This window comes from Bacteroidales bacterium, assembly GCA_022647615.1.
Classification (GTDB): Bacteria; Bacteroidota; Bacteroidia; order Bacteroidales; family UBA932; genus Egerieousia.
Window position 1 is genome coordinate 602,242 of record JALCKZ010000001.1, and the last position, 18,549, is coordinate 620,790.

An 18,549-nucleotide genomic window follows, 5' to 3' on the forward strand; every position below is an offset into this window, starting at 1 on the left:
AAAACAGGCAGGATTTCCCCGCCTGTTTTTTTTATACAGTCTTTCAACTTATTTCTTTCCGCTGAGCGTACTGCTCTGCGTATCTGAGTTTTGCAGCAGTTTGTCCGCGGAGTTGTACTTGCGGCCAAAGCTGAAGTTCCAGGTGAATCTTATCATAAACAATTGAGCCGACTCTCTGAAATGTGTGTTGCTGTATGATGGAGCAAGAGCGCTCAAGTTGATTGTTGGTTGTTTATACGAGTTGCGGTTAGTGAACGGATTTACTGCGCCAACGGCAATAGACATATTATCCGTGATTTTATATCCAAGCATAATAAGATGAATTTTTTCATCTCTTGCAGTGACCGTCTCGCCCCAAAGATTCCTGTCCAAGCTGTTAATCTGGAAGTGCAGTATAAATTTTTTATAGAAAGCATCCATTTCTATATCGTAATAACCGTTGTTGTAAACATGGTGATAATCAATTCCTTTGCTGTCAAAATGGTTCATCCCCACGGTTGCGCTTACAGTAAATATTTTTGCAATCGGACCAACTTTGAATTCCAATTCCGGATTAATCATTTGCCAGCTATTCTGGTTAAAATTGGTCCTGATAAATTTGTCATTCTCCCTCAACGTCTCCTCCATAATTGGATTTTTTATGTACTTATAGTGAACCAGACCGTCCACCGTGAACATACCTTTCCGCCACTCAAACTGTAATCTGTTGTCCCACATATGATAAACCTTAAGATTGGGATTGCCTCTTCTAATCTGCAGAGAATCAATCAGCTGTTCAACATTGTTCAAATCTGAAAGTTCCGGCGTATAGTAATCCAATTTTGTTGTCAAATTTATATATGCGTTATCTGAAAAAGTGTATCCAATCTTAAATTTTGGATAGACTACAAACTTGTGATAATTGGCTCTGGCCTGTCCGGTCCACATGTAAGCGCCATATCCTCCAACAGAATAATTAAATTTATTATAACGCCCTTTCAGCTCTGCAAAAAGTGCCGCACGCCCCTCTCTCATTGCCGTTGTTGCATCAACTGTTCCGCTATAATCATTATTTGCATAAACCTGATAATATCTTGCGCCGGTGCTGAGTGTCAGGCTTTTATCAGAATGTTTTTTATTGTTCCCGACAGTGTTATTTTCCTCTTTAGATTTTAAAAGTCCCTGCTCATAAATTGTCTCTCCAATAATGGAGTATTTATCTCCTTTAATTTTTGAATAAATATCTGTCGCAATCTCCTCTCCGCCGGCAGCAAGAGATTTAGACTCTGAATACATTCTCTTTTCCGTAGTTCCGACATAAGTTCCTACAACATCCACAATTAGATGTTTGTTCTTGGAAAAGTTTTTCTGAAAATACAAATCTAATGAAGGGGTAGTGTATAATGCATTTGTGCTGTCTCTCATATCAACATAGTTATCACGGTCATTTACAGGATATAACAAGCTGTGATAATCATTATTGTAAACTTTGCGGTGAGTAAATCCAAAATTGGCATTAAGGAACCATTCCTCACCCTCCTGATAATTATAATAAGCATTCATGTACTTATGCCAAAACTTAAAGCGGCTTGGAATACCCTGTTCAACACGGGTAAAAGAACTATCGTGAGCAAAATTAAATGTCTCTCTGTTCTCTCTCCACATCCCCTTCATATCACGGAAATGAGAACCGCCGTCCAGACCAAATTCAGACTTCTTGTGATTAAATTTTGCATTAAAATCAACATCATTAAAACCCAGCATATTAGGGGATTGCGTTATTTCCATTCCAACATATCCACCAGATTCTGCCCTTTTTACGATGTAATCTATCACAACCGCAACGTTTTCTCCATAACGCATAGATGGGTCATCATGATACTCAACTCTTTTTATCTCTTCCGGCTTAAGAGCTTTAATTTGCTGAATATTAGCCTTTACCCCGTTTATTCTCAATTGAACTTCTCCATCATTTGAAGAGGTTATCTTGCTTTGCAGCGGATCAACCTTCAATCTGGAAAGCTGCATTCTGGCAAGCAAATCCAATCCGTTAGAAGAGGATTTCACCTGATAAGCCGTTGGCAGCACCAATTTTTTATCGGGAGTGTTCACAACGTTAGAAGCGCTCACAACCAGCTCATTAAGAGCAATAGCGGAATGGTCAATCTGCACATCTCCAAGGTTCACATTCCCGCTAACATTGTCTAAACTGATTTTTTTATTCTCATACCCAACGCAGGAAACTTCAATGATATAATCTCCCGCCAAGACATTGTCAAAGACAAACCTTCCGTTTTTATCTGTAGCGCAGCCTGTCACAACGCTCATATCTTTTTTGCGCAGAACAACATCCGCAAACTCCACCGCACTAACCTCCACAATTCTTCCTTTAATGCTGAATTTCTGAGCATTAGCAAAACCGCATGTAATGACCATTAGCGCGGTCAATAAAATTATTTTTAAATAGTTTTCCTTTTTCATGATTAAATATTGCTGCATCTAAAATTCCGGTTCCTAAATTAACACACCAGTTAGACGGAATTTTTTACATTATGTTGCAGTATCTAGGTTGTATTATTGGTTAAATTTTAGCTTGATGATTTCTTAGATTTTTTTGCACAGCTCGCGCTTGATGTGGCAAAACAGTTACCTATTTTACCACACTCGCGAACTAAAAACGAATCACAAAATATTTACGAACTTAATAATATCCCGCCGCAGTATAGCGGGTATTTATAATGAACTTATCTCTTTAACTTATTGACTACTACTACGCTGCCATCAGGAACGGTTATTTTTGCACTTACCAGAGTTCCGCTGAATTTCTTTGAACGTGAAATGATTTGCGGATAGATTGTAATCACCGGACCTTTTATTGAAATAAGGTTGCTCTCATAATCTCCGTTAGGAGAAACCTTGCTGGTTATCAATTTATCTCTGCCGTAACTTCTTTTCATCTCTATCTCTACCGTAGGAGTTATAGTTGTATCTCTTACTATCTTAGTTACAGTAGAATCTTTGTTGTATTCTATATTGCTAGCGGAAACTGAACTTACAGAGAACTTTGGATAGATTGCAAACATCGCTTGCTTGTTTTTATCTTTACCCCAGAACAATCTGTAACCACAATTATAAGTATTGTCTCTGTCCGCCTTTACTATTGTCTTTAAGGGTGTTACAACGGTTGTGGAGTCATCTCCCTCGTCTTCATCATAAATATTATTTTCAAAATCAGAATAAGAATCTGAATCCCAATCCTTCCAGATTGGAGCTGGCAGCAAAGAGACGGCACATACTCTGTACATAAACTCTCTGTCATTCATATCTGTAAATGAACTGTCGGGAGCATTAGGAAGATTTGCATAATTCACATAAAGAGTGTCATAATTCTTTGACAATGTTTGAGTTGCCGACTGCTTTGTAAAGTCAAATGTTTGCTCAACGGCAGCAGCGCCAAAGACAAGCAAAAAGATTAAAGCTATTACCCAAACTCCAAATGCTATAAGCCCCGGTCTGAATTTTGGCATCTTAAAGTTGAATGTCCAGCGAATTCCAAGGTACATTAGAATACAGCAAGGCAGAAGCCAAACAACCAATCTCAGCATATTAATAAAGAATATATTGCCCTGGAAATCAAAGTAATTAAGAATAGCAAGCGGAGTGGTTCCAAATCTTAAACCGGATGCAAAGTAATATGCAAGGCCCGTTATAAATCCTCCAAGAGAAGCAAGCATACAAACAATTCCTACAATAATTTTTATGATTCTTCCAAACTCTTCACCTCTTGGCCCGTTAGAGTTATTATAATCATACTCAACGCCTTGTACGCCCGGAGCGCTCCCTTTCATCGCACACTTATCCTCAACTGTTTTTGCCTTAGGCATTACAATCCAAAGAATTATATAAGCTAAAAAAACAAGACCTCCAAAATGTGTCCATCCAAAGCCGTGTCCGCTAATCCACAAAAAATGTCTGCCAATCGAACCCAAAATAAACGCCACCACAAAAATCAATCTCATTATAACCGGGTCCATTTTGCAGTATGCGGCAAGTCCGCTGCAAACTCCGCCAATCACACGGTTATCCATATCTCTGAACAATTTGCGGTTGCTGCGCCCAGCTTCTAAATTTTGATTCCCTCCATTGTAACTTGCAGAACTCCCGGTATTTGCAGAACTTTCTGCATTCGCATTTGCATTTTCCGTACTCCCGATAGTTTCATCATCTCCCTCTATCTCCTGCGGTCTCCCCATAACTGCAATTACTTTATCTATTCTCTCCTCTGTTACAACATCTTCTTTGTCAAACTTATCCAAAAGCAACTCTGCAATTCTTCTCTCAATATCATCCAAAATTTCTTTTCCCTCCGGTCTTGAGGAGTAGTGAGCTGCAAGCGCTTTCAAATAATTTTCCAGTTTTGCGCAGGCATTTTTATTAATGACAAATGCAACGCCTCCTATGCTAATTTTTAGTGTCTCTTCCATAATAGTTTAAGTTTTATAAGTTGTTATTCTCCTCAGCAGCAGCATTTTCTGCACTATTTTGTTTTGTTGCAGAGTCCGAGGAAGCATTATTGTCAACAATTTTATTCATATCAATTCCGTTCTTTACAAGTTCAACGGATTTTACAACATCGCTCCACGCGGCATCCATAAGTTCCAAAGCCTTACGCCCTTTATCTGTTAAGGAATAGTATTTTCTTGGAGGGCCGCTTGGACTCTCTTCCCAGCGATAACTTAATAATCCCTGGTTTTTCTGACGAGCCAGCAGCGGATAAAGCGTCCCCTCAACCACTATCATCTGGGCCTGCTTAAGTTCTGATATTAAAGGAGATGCATAAGAATCTCCCTTGCGCAAAATGCTCAGGATACAATATTCCAGAACGCCTCTTCTCATCTGGGCCTGAACATTATCTGCATTTATTTCTACTTGATCTTTAATTTCCATATTAAATGTTTTTACTCGTTAATGAATAGAACTTGTGTCATTAGTTTCATATTAGACACCTGATTATTATTTGAACATCGGAGCAAATTTTGCAAGATTCTCCGCTGTTGGAGGTATCCCGTATAACTCACACATTTGCACAGGATTAACCGCTCTAGGAATAATAATCCAAAGAATAATATAAACTAGAAAACCAAATAGTCCCGCAAAGAAGGCTAATATGAATATGACCTTCATAAGAACTGGATCCAAATCAAAATAATATGCAATACCTGTGCAGACTCCGCCTAGCGTATGACGTCCCGGATCTCTGTAAAGTTTATGAGACGGCACCATTTTGTAAGAAGCACTTCCATTGCCTGCGGCCGAATTATACTCAGTCCCGGCATATTCACCGTTTGCACCCTGTTGTGCTGTGTCTTGAGCATTTTTAATGTATGGTTGCCCGTCCGGCATTCCAAGCTGAGCCGTAATTTCATCTACCATTTTAGAATCAACCACATTTCTAAAGGAATCAATCTTGGTGGAGAAAAGCTCTGCAATTCTCGCCTCCAAATCTTTCATTGTCTCGTCGCTTTGAACTCCAAGTTTTGAGTTGTTCTTAAAAGCGTTTAGATAATTTTTTAAATCTGAATAAGCCTCCGTTTCAATTGTGAAACTTTTACCGCCAATTCCAACTGTTAACACTGTTTTCATCTTGTATTTTTTTATTGTTTATTTTCTCTAGTATTTGGTACTGCAAATATATGGTGATTATTTAGTACTTTGTATCGCAAGGTACTAAAATATTTTTAAAAGCCCGGTAATTTTGAGATTTAATCTCTTGATTACCAGGCCTATATTATCTTTTAATCCCGACGGATTATTTTGTTACTTTTTTGTTACGGTAGCCTATTTTCACCTATTTTGAAGGAGTAGCAGGTGCTTGTTCTCCCGCCGGAGCTGATTGCTGAGCACCGCCGGCATTAGGGAACTGAGGCTGTGCGCCGGCCGGAGCCTGCTGCTGAAGTTCCTTTGTAAGGTCTGACTTAGTCTCTGTAACTTTTGTGGATACAAAGGCTGTAGCCAATATGCTGCAAACAATTACAATTGCTACTAGCGTCCAAGTTGCTTTCTCCAGGAAATCTGCAGTTTGTCTTACTCCAAACGTCTGATTGCCAGAGGCAAAGTTGGCTGCTAATCCGCCGCCTTTATCGTTCTGTACAAGAACTATAATTGTTAAAAATATACTTGCAATAACAATGATGATAGCTAAAACGGTATACATATTCTAAAAATCTTATCTTTTTAACTTGTTGTAAATCTGTGTCTTATTTCCCCCGGCCGGAAGAAGCCTCTTTTTTAGCTTTTTCAGCCTCTTTTACAAGGGCTGCAAAGTAAGCACTTTTTTGCGGATATAGCAAAATTAGTTTGGAGAAAACCTCTATAGCCTGCTCATAATAACCCTGTTGTGCATAAACCTGTCCAAGCGTTTCCGTACAAAATTCGGGATCATCAAAGTTAACTTTGCCGTCGGGACCTATAGTGGAAGAGATTTTAGGACCACCTGCTGCTGAATCAGTTGCAAGGCGAGGAGCTTCTGACGGCAAACCTCCCTCTTCTTTCTCCAGCTGCTCAAAATCTTCCCTGGAGAAGTAATCGCCTCCAACCGGAATATATTTTATTTTAGTCTCTACCGGACTTCCGCCGGCCCTTTCTCTCTTTGCCTCTTCAATAGCTTCAGCTGCCGCAGCTTTCACATCCTCAGGCTTTTCCTCCTGCTCAACATTAATGACTTCAACAGGATTTTCTGCCTTCTCCTCCGTCTTCTCTTCTGCTTGCTCCTCCGCCTGCTCTTCTTCCTTCTCGGTTATTTTCTCTTCTACCTTCTCATTCACAACAGTTTCCAGCACCTTTTCATCTGAGGGAACTATCTGAATAACTTTCTCATAGAGTCTTCCTCTGGAGGGTAGAAACACAGCCGAATGCCTCAGCTCAGTATCAAAAATTTCTCTGCTGATAGCCGCAAGCTTGAGAAGCAAAATCTCCCTGACATAAGAAAACCAAGGATACTCCGCAACGATGCCTTCCAGCTGGTCCGGCGTAAACTGCTCTATATTAGTAAAATCTACATTCTCCATACGTAAGCCGCTACCAATTTGCAACCGTAGCATTAAAGATATCTTCCACCAATGTCTCTACAATCTGGTCACACAGAGCAGCTTGCACGGCATCCAAAGAATTTGTGGAGTCATAATCCTGATATGCTGCAAAAGATTTATCAAAATTCTCTTTTGGGTATTTCTCGTTCTTAAATATAATCCTGACCGTAACCGTCAGCCTGTTTTTAGATGCAACCTCCTCTGATGTAATGGCCGTAGGAGTTACCTCATAACTAGTAATATAGCCGCTTACATCCAAATCTCCCCCATCCGTAACCATATCCAATTTTGTAAGATGTCTATACTTGTCCTGCAAAGTTTGAGTCATCTGATTTGACAATGCCGGGTTCACCTGCATTGCCTTGTTTTCTATAGTATGCACGGTTATAGATTTTACATCAGGCGCAATGGAAGTCCCGGAAAATGAATATATTCCACAACCTGTCGCGATTAATGAAATAATCAGTGCCGTCAATATATGATACTTTTTTATCCTCATTTTTCCAGATGTAATTCTTTAATTTTTCTGTAAAGGGTTCTCTCAGAAATTCCCAGCTCTGCCGCCGCTGCTTTCCTTCTTCCCCTATGCTTTTCCAGACACTTCTTAATTAGCTCTGCATTAACGGCATGCAGAGAGTAATCCTCTTTAACCTCAGAATATTCTTTCTCTTCCGGCTCAGGCGCAGTATCTTTTTTATTCACGATAGTTGTTCCTTGTATAGGAGATGCGTTTACTATTACCCCCTCATCGGCATTCACAACATTGCCCGCATCCTCAGGATTTTCCACGATGCCGGAAGTCAAATGAGAGCCGGTATAACCATCTGATAAAGAGGCTATTTTACTCTTCAATGAATCTACTTCCTGCTTAAGAGAGAATATCATTTTATAGAGAACATCCCTGTCATTTATCAAGCTCTCCTTATCTGCCTCGCTCTTTAAAATTGGAAGAGTCTCCGGTCCGTCCTTTGGCAAATATTTCTGAAGCGCATCTGCGGTAATGTTCCTATCTACTTCCAGCACAGACATTTGCTCAGCCACATTTTTTAGCTGACGAACATTGCCGGGCCAGCGATAAGATGTAAGCAAAACCTGCGCATCATGATTAAGCTTTAGAACAGGCATATTGTACTTCTCTGCAAAATCCAGAACAAACTTCCTGAATAACAAGAATATATCTCCTTTTCTAGTTCTCAGAGGAGGCAGCGTTATTGGGACGGTATTTAATCTGTAATATAAATCATCTCTGAATTTTCCTAGCTTACAAGCATTTACAAGATTTACATTAGTTGCCGCCACAACGCGCACATTGGTTTTCTGAACTTTTGAAGAGCCTACTTTCATAAACTCTCCGCTCTGCAAAACTCTAAGCAACCTCACTTGCGTCGCAAGCGGAAGCTCCGCCACTTCATCCAAAAAAATAGTACCGCCGTCGGCGACCTCAAAATATCCTTTCCTTGTCTCGTTCGCCCCTGTGAATGAACCTTTCTCATGTCCGAAAAGTTCAGAATCAATTGTTCCTTCCGGAATTGCTCCGCAGTTAACTGCTATGTAAGAGGCATGCTTGCGCGGACTGTTCTGATGAATTATCTGAGGTATGACCTCCTTTCCTACGCCGCTCTCTCCATAAACAACGACAGATAAATCAGTTCCTGCAACTTGCATGGCAATATCCAATGCTCTGTTAAGCGCGGGGTCATCGCCAATTATGTCAAACCTAGATTTTAAACTTTGAAGCTCCATTAACATTCCTCCTTCTTGCGGCTATTCTTCCTATCTTCACGTTTACTGCAATATCACTGCCGCCAATGCACAAAGTTAAAAAAAACTGACAATTTTTCAGTACATTTGTGAATTACGTGGCTTCTGCGGGCATTTTCCGCAAGCACATTATAGAAATACCTGAACATGAGAAATGTAATTGCAATAATACCTGCACGTTATGCGTCAACAAGATTCCCGGGCAAGCCGCTTGCAATGGTAAACGGAGTCCCAATGATAGTCAGAGTTGTGCGTCAGGCAGAAAAAGTCTTTAAAGACGTTTGCGTCGCCACAGATGATGAGAGAATTTTCAATAAGGTGCTGGAAATGGGAGGAAAAGCTGTGATGACATCCGCGTCTCATAGCAGCGGAACGGACAGATGTTTGGAAGCATTGACCAAGTATCAAGCTGAAAGCGGCAAGATATTTGACGTAATTATTAATGTGCAGGGGGATGAGCCTTATATTAGGCCGGAACAACTAAAGAGGCTTATTGATTGCTTTGATGATGAGAAGGTTGAAATAGCAACCTTGGTAAAAAAGTGTGGCAGTGTCAAAGAAGTCAATGATCCAAACAGGCCAAAAGTCGTCATAGATAAAGATTGGAACGCGCTTTACTTTAGCAGATCTGTAATTCCTTTTTTCCGTGGTGGAGAACTAAGTGATGAGATTGTGAAAAACGGGAAATATTATTTGCACATCGGGCTTTATGGCTATACAGCCAAGGCGTTGAGTGCAATATGCGCTATGCCTCAGGGAGTTCTGGAAAAAACAGAAAAACTGGAGCAGCTAAGATGGCTGGAGAACGGATATAAAATCAGAGTTGCAGAGAGCAATTATGAGTCATATTCCGTAGATACGCAGGAAGATTTGGACAGACTTAACAAAATGAATATAGAATAGTCTAATTTGCTATAACAGCAGAATGGTGACCCGGTCCAACAACTATCGGGAAAGAAAAATATTTGTTTAATTAATTAATTATAAAAGAGTTATGAAAAGGTTTCTAAAGTATGCAGGCATTGTTGTTCTAGCTGCGCTTACGACTTTCTGCGCTAATCCGGAGAAGATGGCCAAAATGGCGAGCATGGTTAAGACAAGCTGCAATCCAAAAGTTCTTGAATGTGTTGCCGGTCAAATTAAGGCTACATATTCTGTCACTTTCCCTGCAAAATATTTTTTGCAGAAGGCAAAATTAAAAATTACCCCGGTACTTGTTTATGATGGTGGAGAGATGGTTGGAGAGGATTATTGGTTGCAAGGAGATAAAGTAAATGATAATTATGCAGTTGTATCTTATGCAAATGGCGGCACTTTTAGCAGAAGCGTTGTATTCCCTTATAAAGAGGGCGTAGAGAAAGCTCATCTGGAACTTAGAGCTACCGTTTACAATGTTAATAAGACAAAGTCTTATAAATATCCTGCTGCATTTAAGATTGCCGACGGAACAAATTGCACATATATGCTTGCAAAGACTTCCGGAGATCCTTCTTTTGAGAATGATAATTATCAGAAAGAGAATACCATCACAAAAGAGGCTCAGATTCTTTATGATATAAACAAGGCTGATGTTAAGAAGGGCAGACTTAACTCCAAGGAAATTAAGGAGTTTGAAAAATTCTTAAAGGAAGCAAAAGCAGATTCAACCAAGACTATTGAGTCAAGCTCAATTATCGGATATGCATCACCTGACGGACCGGAGGCAAAAAATAATACTCTTTCCAACGAGCGTGCAAATTCTGCAAAAAAGGCTTATGAGAAAAATATTGCAAAGGATGCAAGAGTTAATGTCCCTGTAGAACTATCAGAAAAGGGAGAGGATTGGGAAGGTTTCCAGCAGATGGTACAAAACTCAAACATAGAGGATAAAGACCTTATTATAAGAGTATTGTCTATGTATTCAGATCCTGCTGTAAGAGAGCGCGAGATTAGAAATATGTCTAATGTTTTCCAGACCTTGAAGAGCAAAGTTCTTCCTCAGCTAAGACGCAGCAGAATGGTTGCAAATGTTGTTAAGAAGAATTTCTCTGATGACCAGCTTAAACAGATGGTTAAAAATAATGATGACCGTTTGGATGAAGAGGCTTTGCTTTATTCTGCTACTCTGACAAAGAACAGAAAAGAGAAAGCTGAAATTTATCAGAAGGCAGCCGATAAATACAATAGCAGCCGCGCTTATAACAACTTGGCAGCTATGGCATTGCAGGAAGGCAAAACAAACGACGCAGAGAATTATCTAAGCAAGATGTCTGAACAAACTCCTTCTTATTATAACAATATGGGAGTTGTAGAACTTCAGAAGAAAAATTATGATAAGGCTTCTGAGTATTTTGCAAAGGCAAACAGTTCAGAATCTAAAGAGAACCAGGGAGCAATTGATATTCTTAATGGCAACTATGCAAAAGCTGCACAAGAGCTAGAGGGAACAAAGTGCTACAACAATGGTCTTGCAAAGATTCTTAACAATGACCTTGACGGAGCACAGTCTGTTCTAAAGGATGAAAAATGCCCTAATCAATCTTATCTAAGAGCCATCGTAGCAGCCCGCAAGGGAGATGCAACAACTTGCGAGAATGAACTTGCAAAGGCTTACAAGATGAAGAAATATGAGCAGCGCGCAGAGAAGGATATTGAATTTGCCGCTATGAGGTAAATCACTACCCAAACATATTAAAAAAGCCGGTTTAAAAGCCGGCTTTTTTATTCCCCTTTTCTTACCTTTGTCTAAATGGATAACACCTACAAACACAATCTGGTCCTTTTTACAGACACATTTCCTTATGGGGCGGCAGAGACTTTTCTCGCAGACGAACTGCCTTATGTAGCGGCGCGTTTTGATAGAGTTATCATTTATCCTCTTTATATCCCGACAGAATCTCATGCCAGGCAAATGCCTGCCAATGTAGAAGTTAAAGAACCTCTGCTCTCTTTTAACCATAAGAGCAAATTGGGCTTGATTAACCACGGACTATTCTGCGGGGCTCCGTTTTTCTTTGCAACAAAAGAATTTTTCAGCCGCGCAGTATGCGGTTTAAATATCCCGCCTGCAGGCAAATATATGATTGGGAAAAAGGCTGGATTCTTTAGAAGAATTTGGCTTTTCTGTGATTACTTTTTTATGCTCCGCAGCATATTGGGGAATAAGCCGCTAATGGAACGCATTGTAAGAGAATGTTCTATGGCTGACGTTCTATATTTCTACTGGGGAGATAAATCTGCATTAATCACTCCGTTCTTAAAGAAAAAATTGGAAGGCGCAACTTCCATAATGCCAAAAGTATTTGTAAGATTCCACGGGTCAGATATTTATGAAAGGGCAAAGGGATATCTTCCATTTAGGGAGATGCTTTATCCTTCTATAGATTGCGCCGTACCAATCTCTTACGACGGCGCACATTACATCCAAAAGAATTACAAACATCAGCCTAAGCTGGTAGAGACTTTTCATTTGGGAAGCTCCAACACAGATGAGAAATTTGCAAATCTTATGGGACGTCTCCCGGGGGTTTTTGAAATTGTCAGCTGTTCTAATGTAATTGAGCTTAAGAGAGTTGATATGATTGCAGAGGCAATAAAACTTATTGCGGATGATTCTGCGCTAGTTAAAAAAATCAGAGAAAAAAGAGCTTCCGAGGGGATGAAATTTACTGGAATTCATTGGACTCATTTTGGAGGAGGCCCGCTGCTGGAGGATTTAAAAAACAAATGCGTTAAATATTTTAACAAAAATGTCAGCGCAGAAAAAAATGATACTGTAGCAGAAAGTAAAAATTCTGCTGTCTCAAATACTGATTCAATATCTGTAATAGTGAATTTGCGCGGCCCTGTTGAGCACTCAAAAGTACTTGAATATTACAGAGATAATGGCGCCAATTTATTTGTTTTGGTAAGCCGCACGGAGGGTGTTCCGGTCTCTATAATGGAAGCATTCTCTTATGGTATCCCGGTTATTGCAACAAATGTTGGAGGCGTTTCTGAGATGTTTAGAAATTGCCCTGTCGGATATCTTGTAGATGCGGCGCAAACTCCGGAAACTCTTAAAGATTACATTGTAAAATACATCTTGCTCCCTAAGGAAGAGCAGATTGCAATACAAAACAATGCCCGCGCAAATTGGGAAGAGAACTGGAATGCCGAGAAAAATTTCTCCGGTTTTGCTGATGAACTTATAAATACCGTTAACTAGTCATTCGCCCATAAGAGAGAACCTCTGCACTTATGAAAATAGAAAAGGCTTCTATAGAGAACTTAAAAGAGCTGATGCCAATTTTTGCCCGCGCCAGAAATTTTATGGCCGGCACCGGAAATCCCAATCAGTGGATTAACGGATACCCAACGGAAGCGCTTATCTCAGAGGATATTGCTAAAGGACACTGTTTCATCTGCCGGACAGATGACGGTCACATTGCAGCAGCTTTTATTTTCATAATCGGAGATGACCCAACTTATACGGTGATTGAGAATGGAAAATGGTTAAACGATAAACCTTACGGAGTAATTCATCGCCTTGCATCTGATGGCACCCAAAAAGGAATTGCAGACTTTTGCATAAACTGGTGCTTTAATAAAATCAATAATCTGCGCGTAGATACTCACGCAGATAACAAGGTGATGCAAAGCATATTAAAAAAGCAAAACTTTAAATATTGCGGCATTATTTACACCCATAACGGAACTGCAAGACTTGCTTTTCAGAAAACTCTCTGATTATTTTTGCGGCTAATTTTTTATCCCGACAGTTTATATTTTCAGCACGGCCATAAATGCAGACTGAGGCACCTGAACTTGTCCTACCTGCCTCATTCTCCTCTTTCCTTTCTTCTGTTTCTCAAGCAGTTTGCGCTTTCTGGTAATATCACCTCCGTAACATTTTGCAGTTACATCTTTGCGGACCTGACGGACAGTTTCACGCGCAATAATTTTAGCACCTATCGCAGCTTGAATTGCAATATCAAACTGTTGTCTTGGGATAAGGTCTTTTAATTTCTCGCACATCTTGCGGCCAAAGTCATAAGCATGAGCGCGGTGAGTTAGAGAAGATAACGCATCTACAGGTTCTCCGTTAAGCAGAATATCCAGTTTTACCAAATCTGCGTCTCTGAAATCTATTATGTGGTAATCAAATGATGCATAGCCTTTTGAGATAGACTTTAACTTATCATAAAAATCAAAAACTATCTCAGACAGCGGCATATCAAAATTAAGTTCAACTCTATCTGTCGTGATAAAATGCTGACTTACCAAAGTGCCTCTTTTGTCCAGGCACAACTTCATGATTGGTCCAAAAAATTCCGCCTTTGAAATTACCTGCGCTCTGATGTATGGCTCCTCTATATGATCAATCAAAGTCTCCTCCGGAAGACCGGAAGGGTTATGCACATCTACAACCTCTCCGCTAGTGGTATACACTTTAAATGAGACGTTTGGAACGGTTGTAATGCAGTCCATGTTGAACTCGCGGAACAATCTCTCCTGCACAATTTCCAAATGCAGCAGCCCCAAAAATCCGCAGCGGAAACCAAAGCCCAAAGCCAAAGAACTCTCCGGTTCAAAGACCAAAGAGGCATCATTAAGCTGTAATTTTTCCAATGAAACTTTTAGGTTGTCATACTCGTCCGTCTCCACGGGATAAACTCCCGCAAACAACATCGGCTTTACCTCTTCAAACCCTGCAATTGCTTTTGTACAAGGATTTTCCACTGATGTTATAGTATCACCTACTTTAACCTCAACCGCACTTTTTATTCCGCTGATTATATAGCCAACGTTACCTGTTCCAATTTCATCTTTCGGCTGCAGCTTCATCCCCATTACTCCAACTTCATCCGCTGTATACTCTGTTCCCGCGTTAACAAATTTAACTCTTTCTCCTTTGTGAATAGAGCCGCATTCTACTTTGTAATAAGCAATTATACCTCTGAAGGAATTAAACACGGAGTCAAATATCAGAGCCTGCAGCGGAGCATTGGGATCTCCTTTAGGAGCCGGCACTCTCTTTACGATAGCCTCCAAAATTTCCGGTACTCCCTGCCCCGTCTTTGCACTGGCAAAAAGCACATCCTCCGTCTTGCAGCCAATCAGATTGACAATTTGGTCTCTAACTACCTCCGGTTCAGCGGCATCCATATCTATCTTATTCACCACGGGGATAATTTCCAAATCATGTTCAAGCGCCAGATACAAATTGGAAATTGTCTGAGCCTGAATGCCCTGCGTTGCATCAACAACCAGCAAAGCTCCCTCTGAGGAGGCTATTGAACGGGAAACTTCATAAGAAAAATCCACATGTCCCGGAGTATCAAGCAGATTAAGGATATAACCCTTGCCGCCGCTCTGATATTGCATTTGCACGGCATGACTTTTAATAGTGATGCCCTTCTCTTTCTCCAAGTCCATGGAATCCAGCACCTGGCTCTCCATCTCTCTGTCTGTCACCGTATGAGTAGCCTCAAGCATCCTGTCAGCCAAGGTACTTTTACCGTGATCTATGTGCGCAATAATGCAGAAATTTCTAATATTATCCATGTTAAAAAATGCCGCTGTTTTACGCCGCGGCCCTCTTGGCTGCAAAGATACTCTTTTTGGGAAATAGTAAATAATCGTGTAAATTTACAAATCTTAAAAAATAAAATACTCATAAAAATGCCTGATATACAAAAACTTAAAGATACCGCTTCCCAAATTAGAAGAGATATAATCAGGATGGTCACAGGAGCTCAAAGCGGCCATCCGGGGGGAAGCCTTTCTAGTACTGATATTGTTACTGCTTTGTTCTTCAGCCAAATGAAGCATTCTCCCAAGAATTGGAACCGTACCGGAGAGGGAAATGATATGTTCTTTCTCTCATGCGGACATGAATCTCCGCTATTTTACAGCGCCCTTGCACGCAGCGGATATTTTCCGGTAAAAGAACTTGGAACTTTTAGAAAGCTTGGGTCACGCCTCCAGGGGCACCCTGCTACAGATACAAATCTGCCCGGAATTTATGAAGCCAGCGGTTCTCTTGGACAGGGACTTTCAGTCGCTTCAGGCGCAGCGCTGGGCAAAAAATTGAATGGCGACAAAAATTATGTTTATGTATTGCTTGGAGACGGAGAGAGCGAGGAGGGGCAAGTATGGGAAGCAGCGGAATTTGCTGCTCACCACAAGATTAATAATTTGATTGCCATAACAGACTGGAACGGACAGCAGATAGATGGAACAACTACGGAAGTTATTGGTCCTGACCATCTTGACCAAAGATGGAAAGCTTTTGGATGGGATGTGATTGTTGTTGAGAACGGTCATGATTTTAATGAAATTTTATCTGCCTTTAAACTTGCACAAGAGCTGGGGGCTAAAGATGAAAAGCCTGTTATGATTCTTATGAAGACAATCATGGGCAAAGGGGTAGATTTTATGGAAGGAACTTGCAAATGGCATGGGAAGGCTCCAAAGCCGGAAGAGGCTGAAAAAGCTCTTGCCCAGCTAAAGGAAACGCTTGGCGATTATTAAAATCTATCGGGATTAAATTATTGACTAAAAAGAATTTACAATGGCAAAATTTATAAATACAGGAAATAAAGATACACGCTCAGGGTTTGGCGCCGGACTGTTAGAGTTTGGAAGAGAAAATAAAAAAGCCGTAGCTCTTACGGCAGATTTAAAAGGCTCAGTTAAGATGGGAGATTTTGCAAAAGAATTTCCGGAGAGATTTTTCCAGTGCGGAATTGCAGAGGCAAATATGATTGGAACTGCCGCAGGATTATCTCTTAACGGACAAATTCCTTTTGCTTCAACATTTGCCGCTTTTGCAACCGGACGTGTGTATGATCAAGTAAGACAAAGTGTTGCATACTCAGATACTAACGTAAAAATCTGCGCTTCTCATGCCGGAATTACACTTGGAGAGGATGGCGCAACACATCAAATTTTGGAGGATATCGGCCTGATGAGGATGCTTCCAAATATGACTGTTATTAATCCTTGTGATTACAATCAAACAAAAGCCGCAACCATTGCGGCAGGCAGATACAAGGGCCCCGTCTACTTAAGATTCGGACGTCCGAGCGTACCAAATTTTACTCCGGAAAACCAGAATTTTGAAATTGGCAAGGCAATTAAAATGGTTGAGGGAAAGGATGTTACAATATTCGCGACAGGTCATCTTGTTTGGGAGGCTCTGCAAGCTGCGGACACATTGGAGAAAGAAAATATCAGCGCAGAGGTAATTGATATTGCAACCATTAAGCCTCTTGATTATGATGCTGTTCTTGCGTCAGTTAAGAAGACCGGCGCAGTTGTAACAGCAGAAGAGCACTTTATTGCGGGAGGTCTTGGAGAATTAATCAGCGGCTTTCTTGCAGGTCATTATCTTGCTCCTGTTGAATATGTTGCAATTGCGGACAAATTTGGTCAAAGCGGAACACCCGATGAGCTGATGAAAGCTTATGGTCTTGATGCTGAGCATATTGTAGCAGCAGCAAAAAGAGCTATCGGGAGGAAAAAATAAATCCGTCTCCCATTAAACTTTATAGCGCTGCGGTAGTCTAATATACCAAAGGGTTTTACATGCAGGAAGATTCTGAAATACTGGCGCTCTACAAAGAGGAGGGGAAGGCTGATTATGCCTTCAATCTCATCGTACGCAAATATAGCGAGCGTCTGTATTGGCATTTGAGAGAATTGGCCGGGAATCATGAGGATGCAAATGACCTTCTGCAAAATTCTTTAATCAAAATATGGAACAACCTCCCCACATTCCGGGGAGAATCCAAGCTATACACATGGATCTACAGAATAGCTACAAATGAGGCGCTTACATGGCTCAAAAAGCAGCGCTTCGAGAACAGATTTTCTCTTACGAATTTTGATAAAGCCCTTGCGAACAAGCTCACGACAGATGACTTTTTTAACGGAGACCAGATTCAGCTGGCGCTTCAGCAAGAAGTGATGAAGCTGCCGGATAAGCAGAGGGCAATTTTCTCCATGCGATATTTTCAAGACATGAAGTATGAAGAAATTGCGGAAATAACGGAGAGTAATGTCGGCGCAGTAAAAACCTCGTATTCAATAGCATACAACAAAATATCAGATAACCTAAAAAAGAAATTTTAATAAAGATTTAACTTTTTCACAGCAGAAAAGTCTAATAAATGTCAGTTAAAAAGGAGAAGAACTTTAAGATGGAAGAGAACAACAACATAGACAGAGAGCCTTTTGAGAGTGCAAACAACATCCTTAACAACAGCAATTTAAAGAAGATGCCGTTTAAGGTTCCGCAAGGATACTTTACTTCAGTAGAGGATGAAGTGCGCGCTAAAATTAAGGGACAAACTCCGGACGGACAATGGGGTTTGCTGCACCGTTCTCTTAAGGCATATCTTGGCCTGGCCGCCTCTTTCCTTTTGATTCTTGGAGCGGGCTGGGGTGTTATCCATTTTACAAAGGGCATTACGGAGCGTCACCAATTTACCGCACAAACAATGGTTAACGCAGATGAATTCCTGGACAGTCTTGAGAATGACTACGTTGCCGGACAATTAGATGACGCTGTTGCAGAGGGCAACAAGGATACTATTACAGTAAGGGTAATTCCTCCGCAAGCAGAAGAGATGACAGAAGAGACAGAGGGAGATTATGCAGATGCAGTTGAAGAGTATCTAAAAGCATACCCAAGCGCATCAGTTAGTCTTGCTTCTTTGGAACTGGCAGGGTTGGAAGAATAATTTTATTTCATAGG

Annotated in this window: 16 protein-coding genes and 1 pseudogene; 8 read left to right on the forward strand and 9 right to left on the reverse strand. The window is 40.7% G+C overall.

The features are described 5' to 3' along the window. Positions 1–48: 48 nt before the first annotated feature. From LKM37_02595 to LKM37_02630, 8 genes and pseudogenes are all read right to left on the reverse strand, one after another. Positions 49–2,460: a carboxypeptidase-like regulatory domain-containing protein gene (locus tag LKM37_02595; protein MCI1719903.1), complete on the reverse strand. Its 2,412-nt coding sequence runs from the start codon at positions 2,458–2,460 to the stop codon at positions 49–51. 263 nt (positions 2,461–2,723) lie between these two features. Continuing rightward, entirely contained in the window at positions 2,724–4,463 is a 1,740-nt protein-coding gene (locus LKM37_02600; protein MCI1719904.1) for a PspC domain-containing protein, read from the reverse strand. 115 nt (positions 4,464–4,578) lie between these two features. Beyond that, positions 4,579–4,902: pseudogene (locus tag LKM37_02605) on the reverse strand (PadR family transcriptional regulator). A 90-nt stretch (positions 4,903–4,992) separates the two neighbouring features. Further along, a complete protein-coding gene (locus LKM37_02610; GenBank protein ID MCI1719905.1) occupies positions 4,993–5,622 on the reverse strand; it encodes a PspC domain-containing protein in 630 nt (209 codons plus the stop codon). Positions 5,623–5,827: 205 nt separating this feature from the next. Beyond that, positions 5,828–6,193, reverse strand: coding sequence for a preprotein translocase subunit SecG (secG, locus tag LKM37_02615; GenBank protein MCI1719906.1), 366 nt, complete (start codon positions 6,191–6,193; stop codon positions 5,828–5,830). Positions 6,194–6,236: 43 nt separating this feature from the next. Further along, positions 6,237–7,046 (reverse strand): tetratricopeptide repeat protein, encoded by an 810-nt coding sequence (locus LKM37_02620; GenBank protein ID MCI1719907.1) that lies wholly within the window; start codon positions 7,044–7,046, stop codon positions 6,237–6,239. A 10-nt stretch (positions 7,047–7,056) separates the two neighbouring features. Then, positions 7,057–7,566 (reverse strand): LPS assembly lipoprotein LptE, encoded by a 510-nt coding sequence (lptE, locus tag LKM37_02625; GenBank protein MCI1719908.1) that lies wholly within the window; start codon positions 7,564–7,566, stop codon positions 7,057–7,059. After that, positions 7,563–8,816 carry a sigma-54 dependent transcriptional regulator gene (locus tag LKM37_02630; protein MCI1719909.1) on the reverse strand — a complete coding sequence of 418 codons (1,254 nt, stop codon included), beginning with the start codon at positions 8,814–8,816 and terminating at the stop codon, positions 7,563–7,565. The genes lptE and LKM37_02630 overlap by 4 nt, the downstream gene beginning before the upstream one ends. Before the next feature lie 159 nt (positions 8,817–8,975). Between LKM37_02630 and kdsB the strand changes: the two genes are divergently transcribed. From kdsB to LKM37_02650, 4 genes are all read left to right on the forward strand, one after another. Next, positions 8,976–9,731, forward strand: coding sequence for a 3-deoxy-manno-octulosonate cytidylyltransferase (kdsB, locus tag LKM37_02635; protein MCI1719910.1), 756 nt, complete (start codon positions 8,976–8,978; stop codon positions 9,729–9,731). A gap of 91 nt (positions 9,732–9,822) precedes the next feature. Then, positions 9,823–11,481 carry a hypothetical protein gene (locus LKM37_02640; protein MCI1719911.1) on the forward strand — a complete coding sequence of 553 codons (1,659 nt, stop codon included), beginning with the start codon at positions 9,823–9,825 and terminating at the stop codon, positions 11,479–11,481. A gap of 75 nt (positions 11,482–11,556) precedes the next feature. Further along, positions 11,557–13,014, forward strand: a complete 1,458-nt coding sequence (locus tag LKM37_02645; GenBank protein ID MCI1719912.1) for a glycosyltransferase — start codon at positions 11,557–11,559, stop codon at positions 13,012–13,014. A 32-nt stretch (positions 13,015–13,046) separates the two neighbouring features. Next, positions 13,047–13,535: a GNAT family N-acetyltransferase gene (locus LKM37_02650; protein ID MCI1719913.1), complete on the forward strand. Its 489-nt coding sequence runs from the start codon at positions 13,047–13,049 to the stop codon at positions 13,533–13,535. Between the two features lie 33 nt (positions 13,536–13,568). Here LKM37_02650 and lepA read toward each other — a convergent pair whose 3' ends face one another. After that, entirely contained in the window at positions 13,569–15,353 is a 1,785-nt protein-coding gene (gene lepA, locus LKM37_02655; GenBank protein ID MCI1719914.1) for a translation elongation factor 4, read from the reverse strand. A gap of 117 nt (positions 15,354–15,470) precedes the next feature. Here lepA and LKM37_02660 point away from each other — a divergent pair, with 117 nt between their 5' ends. Genes LKM37_02660 through LKM37_02675 form a run of 4 tightly spaced genes read left to right on the forward strand, consistent with a single transcriptional unit; the run spans position 15,471 to position 18,535 of the window. Continuing rightward, positions 15,471–16,322 (forward strand): transketolase, encoded by an 852-nt coding sequence (locus LKM37_02660; GenBank protein ID MCI1719915.1) that lies wholly within the window; start codon positions 15,471–15,473, stop codon positions 16,320–16,322. A 40-nt stretch (positions 16,323–16,362) separates the two neighbouring features. After that, entirely contained in the window at positions 16,363–17,319 is a 957-nt protein-coding gene (locus LKM37_02665; protein ID MCI1719916.1) for a transketolase family protein, read from the forward strand. A 59-nt stretch (positions 17,320–17,378) separates the two neighbouring features. After that, complete coding sequence (locus tag LKM37_02670) at positions 17,379–17,924, forward strand: RNA polymerase sigma factor (GenBank protein MCI1719917.1); 546 nt, start codon at positions 17,379–17,381, stop codon at positions 17,922–17,924. Positions 17,925–17,962: 38 nt separating this feature from the next. Continuing rightward, a complete protein-coding gene (locus tag LKM37_02675) occupies positions 17,963–18,535 on the forward strand; it encodes a hypothetical protein (protein MCI1719918.1) in 573 nt (190 codons plus the stop codon). Positions 18,536–18,549 lie beyond the last annotated feature (14 nt).

Excerpts from the sequence above, each read along its gene's own strand:
- LKM37_02600 (MCI1719904.1), bottom strand. The coding sequence starts at position 4,463 with ATGGAAGAGACACTAAAAATTAGCATAGGAGGCGTTGCATTTGTCATT.
- LKM37_02645 (MCI1719912.1), top strand. The coding sequence starts at position 11,557 with ATGGATAACACCTACAAACACAATCTGGTCCTTTTTACAGACACATTT.
- LKM37_02640 (MCI1719911.1), top strand. The coding sequence starts at position 9,823 with ATGAAAAGGTTTCTAAAGTATGCAGGCATTGTTGTTCTAGCTGCGCTT.
- LKM37_02670 (MCI1719917.1), top strand. The coding sequence starts at position 17,379 with ATGCAGGAAGATTCTGAAATACTGGCGCTCTACAAAGAGGAGGGGAAG.
- LKM37_02610 (MCI1719905.1), bottom strand. The coding sequence starts at position 5,622 with ATGAAAACAGTGTTAACAGTTGGAATTGGCGGTAAAAGTTTCACAATT.
- lepA (MCI1719914.1), bottom strand. The coding sequence starts at position 15,353 with ATGGATAATATTAGAAATTTCTGCATTATTGCGCACATAGATCACGGT.
- LKM37_02595 (MCI1719903.1), bottom strand. The coding sequence starts at position 2,460 with ATGAAAAAGGAAAACTATTTAAAAATAATTTTATTGACCGCGCTAATG.
- secG (MCI1719906.1), bottom strand. The coding sequence starts at position 6,193 with ATGTATACCGTTTTAGCTATCATCATTGTTATTGCAAGTATATTTTTA.
- kdsB (MCI1719910.1), top strand. The coding sequence starts at position 8,976 with ATGAGAAATGTAATTGCAATAATACCTGCACGTTATGCGTCAACAAGA.
- lptE (MCI1719908.1), bottom strand. The coding sequence starts at position 7,566 with ATGAGGATAAAAAAGTATCATATATTGACGGCACTGATTATTTCATTA.
- LKM37_02660 (MCI1719915.1), top strand. The coding sequence starts at position 15,471 with ATGCCTGATATACAAAAACTTAAAGATACCGCTTCCCAAATTAGAAGA.
- LKM37_02650 (MCI1719913.1), top strand. The coding sequence starts at position 13,047 with ATGAAAATAGAAAAGGCTTCTATAGAGAACTTAAAAGAGCTGATGCCA.
- LKM37_02630 (MCI1719909.1), bottom strand. The coding sequence starts at position 8,816 with ATGTTAATGGAGCTTCAAAGTTTAAAATCTAGGTTTGACATAATTGGC.
- LKM37_02675 (MCI1719918.1), top strand. The coding sequence starts at position 17,963 with ATGTCAGTTAAAAAGGAGAAGAACTTTAAGATGGAAGAGAACAACAAC.
- LKM37_02665 (MCI1719916.1), top strand. The coding sequence starts at position 16,363 with ATGGCAAAATTTATAAATACAGGAAATAAAGATACACGCTCAGGGTTT.
- LKM37_02620 (MCI1719907.1), bottom strand. The coding sequence starts at position 7,046 with ATGGAGAATGTAGATTTTACTAATATAGAGCAGTTTACGCCGGACCAG.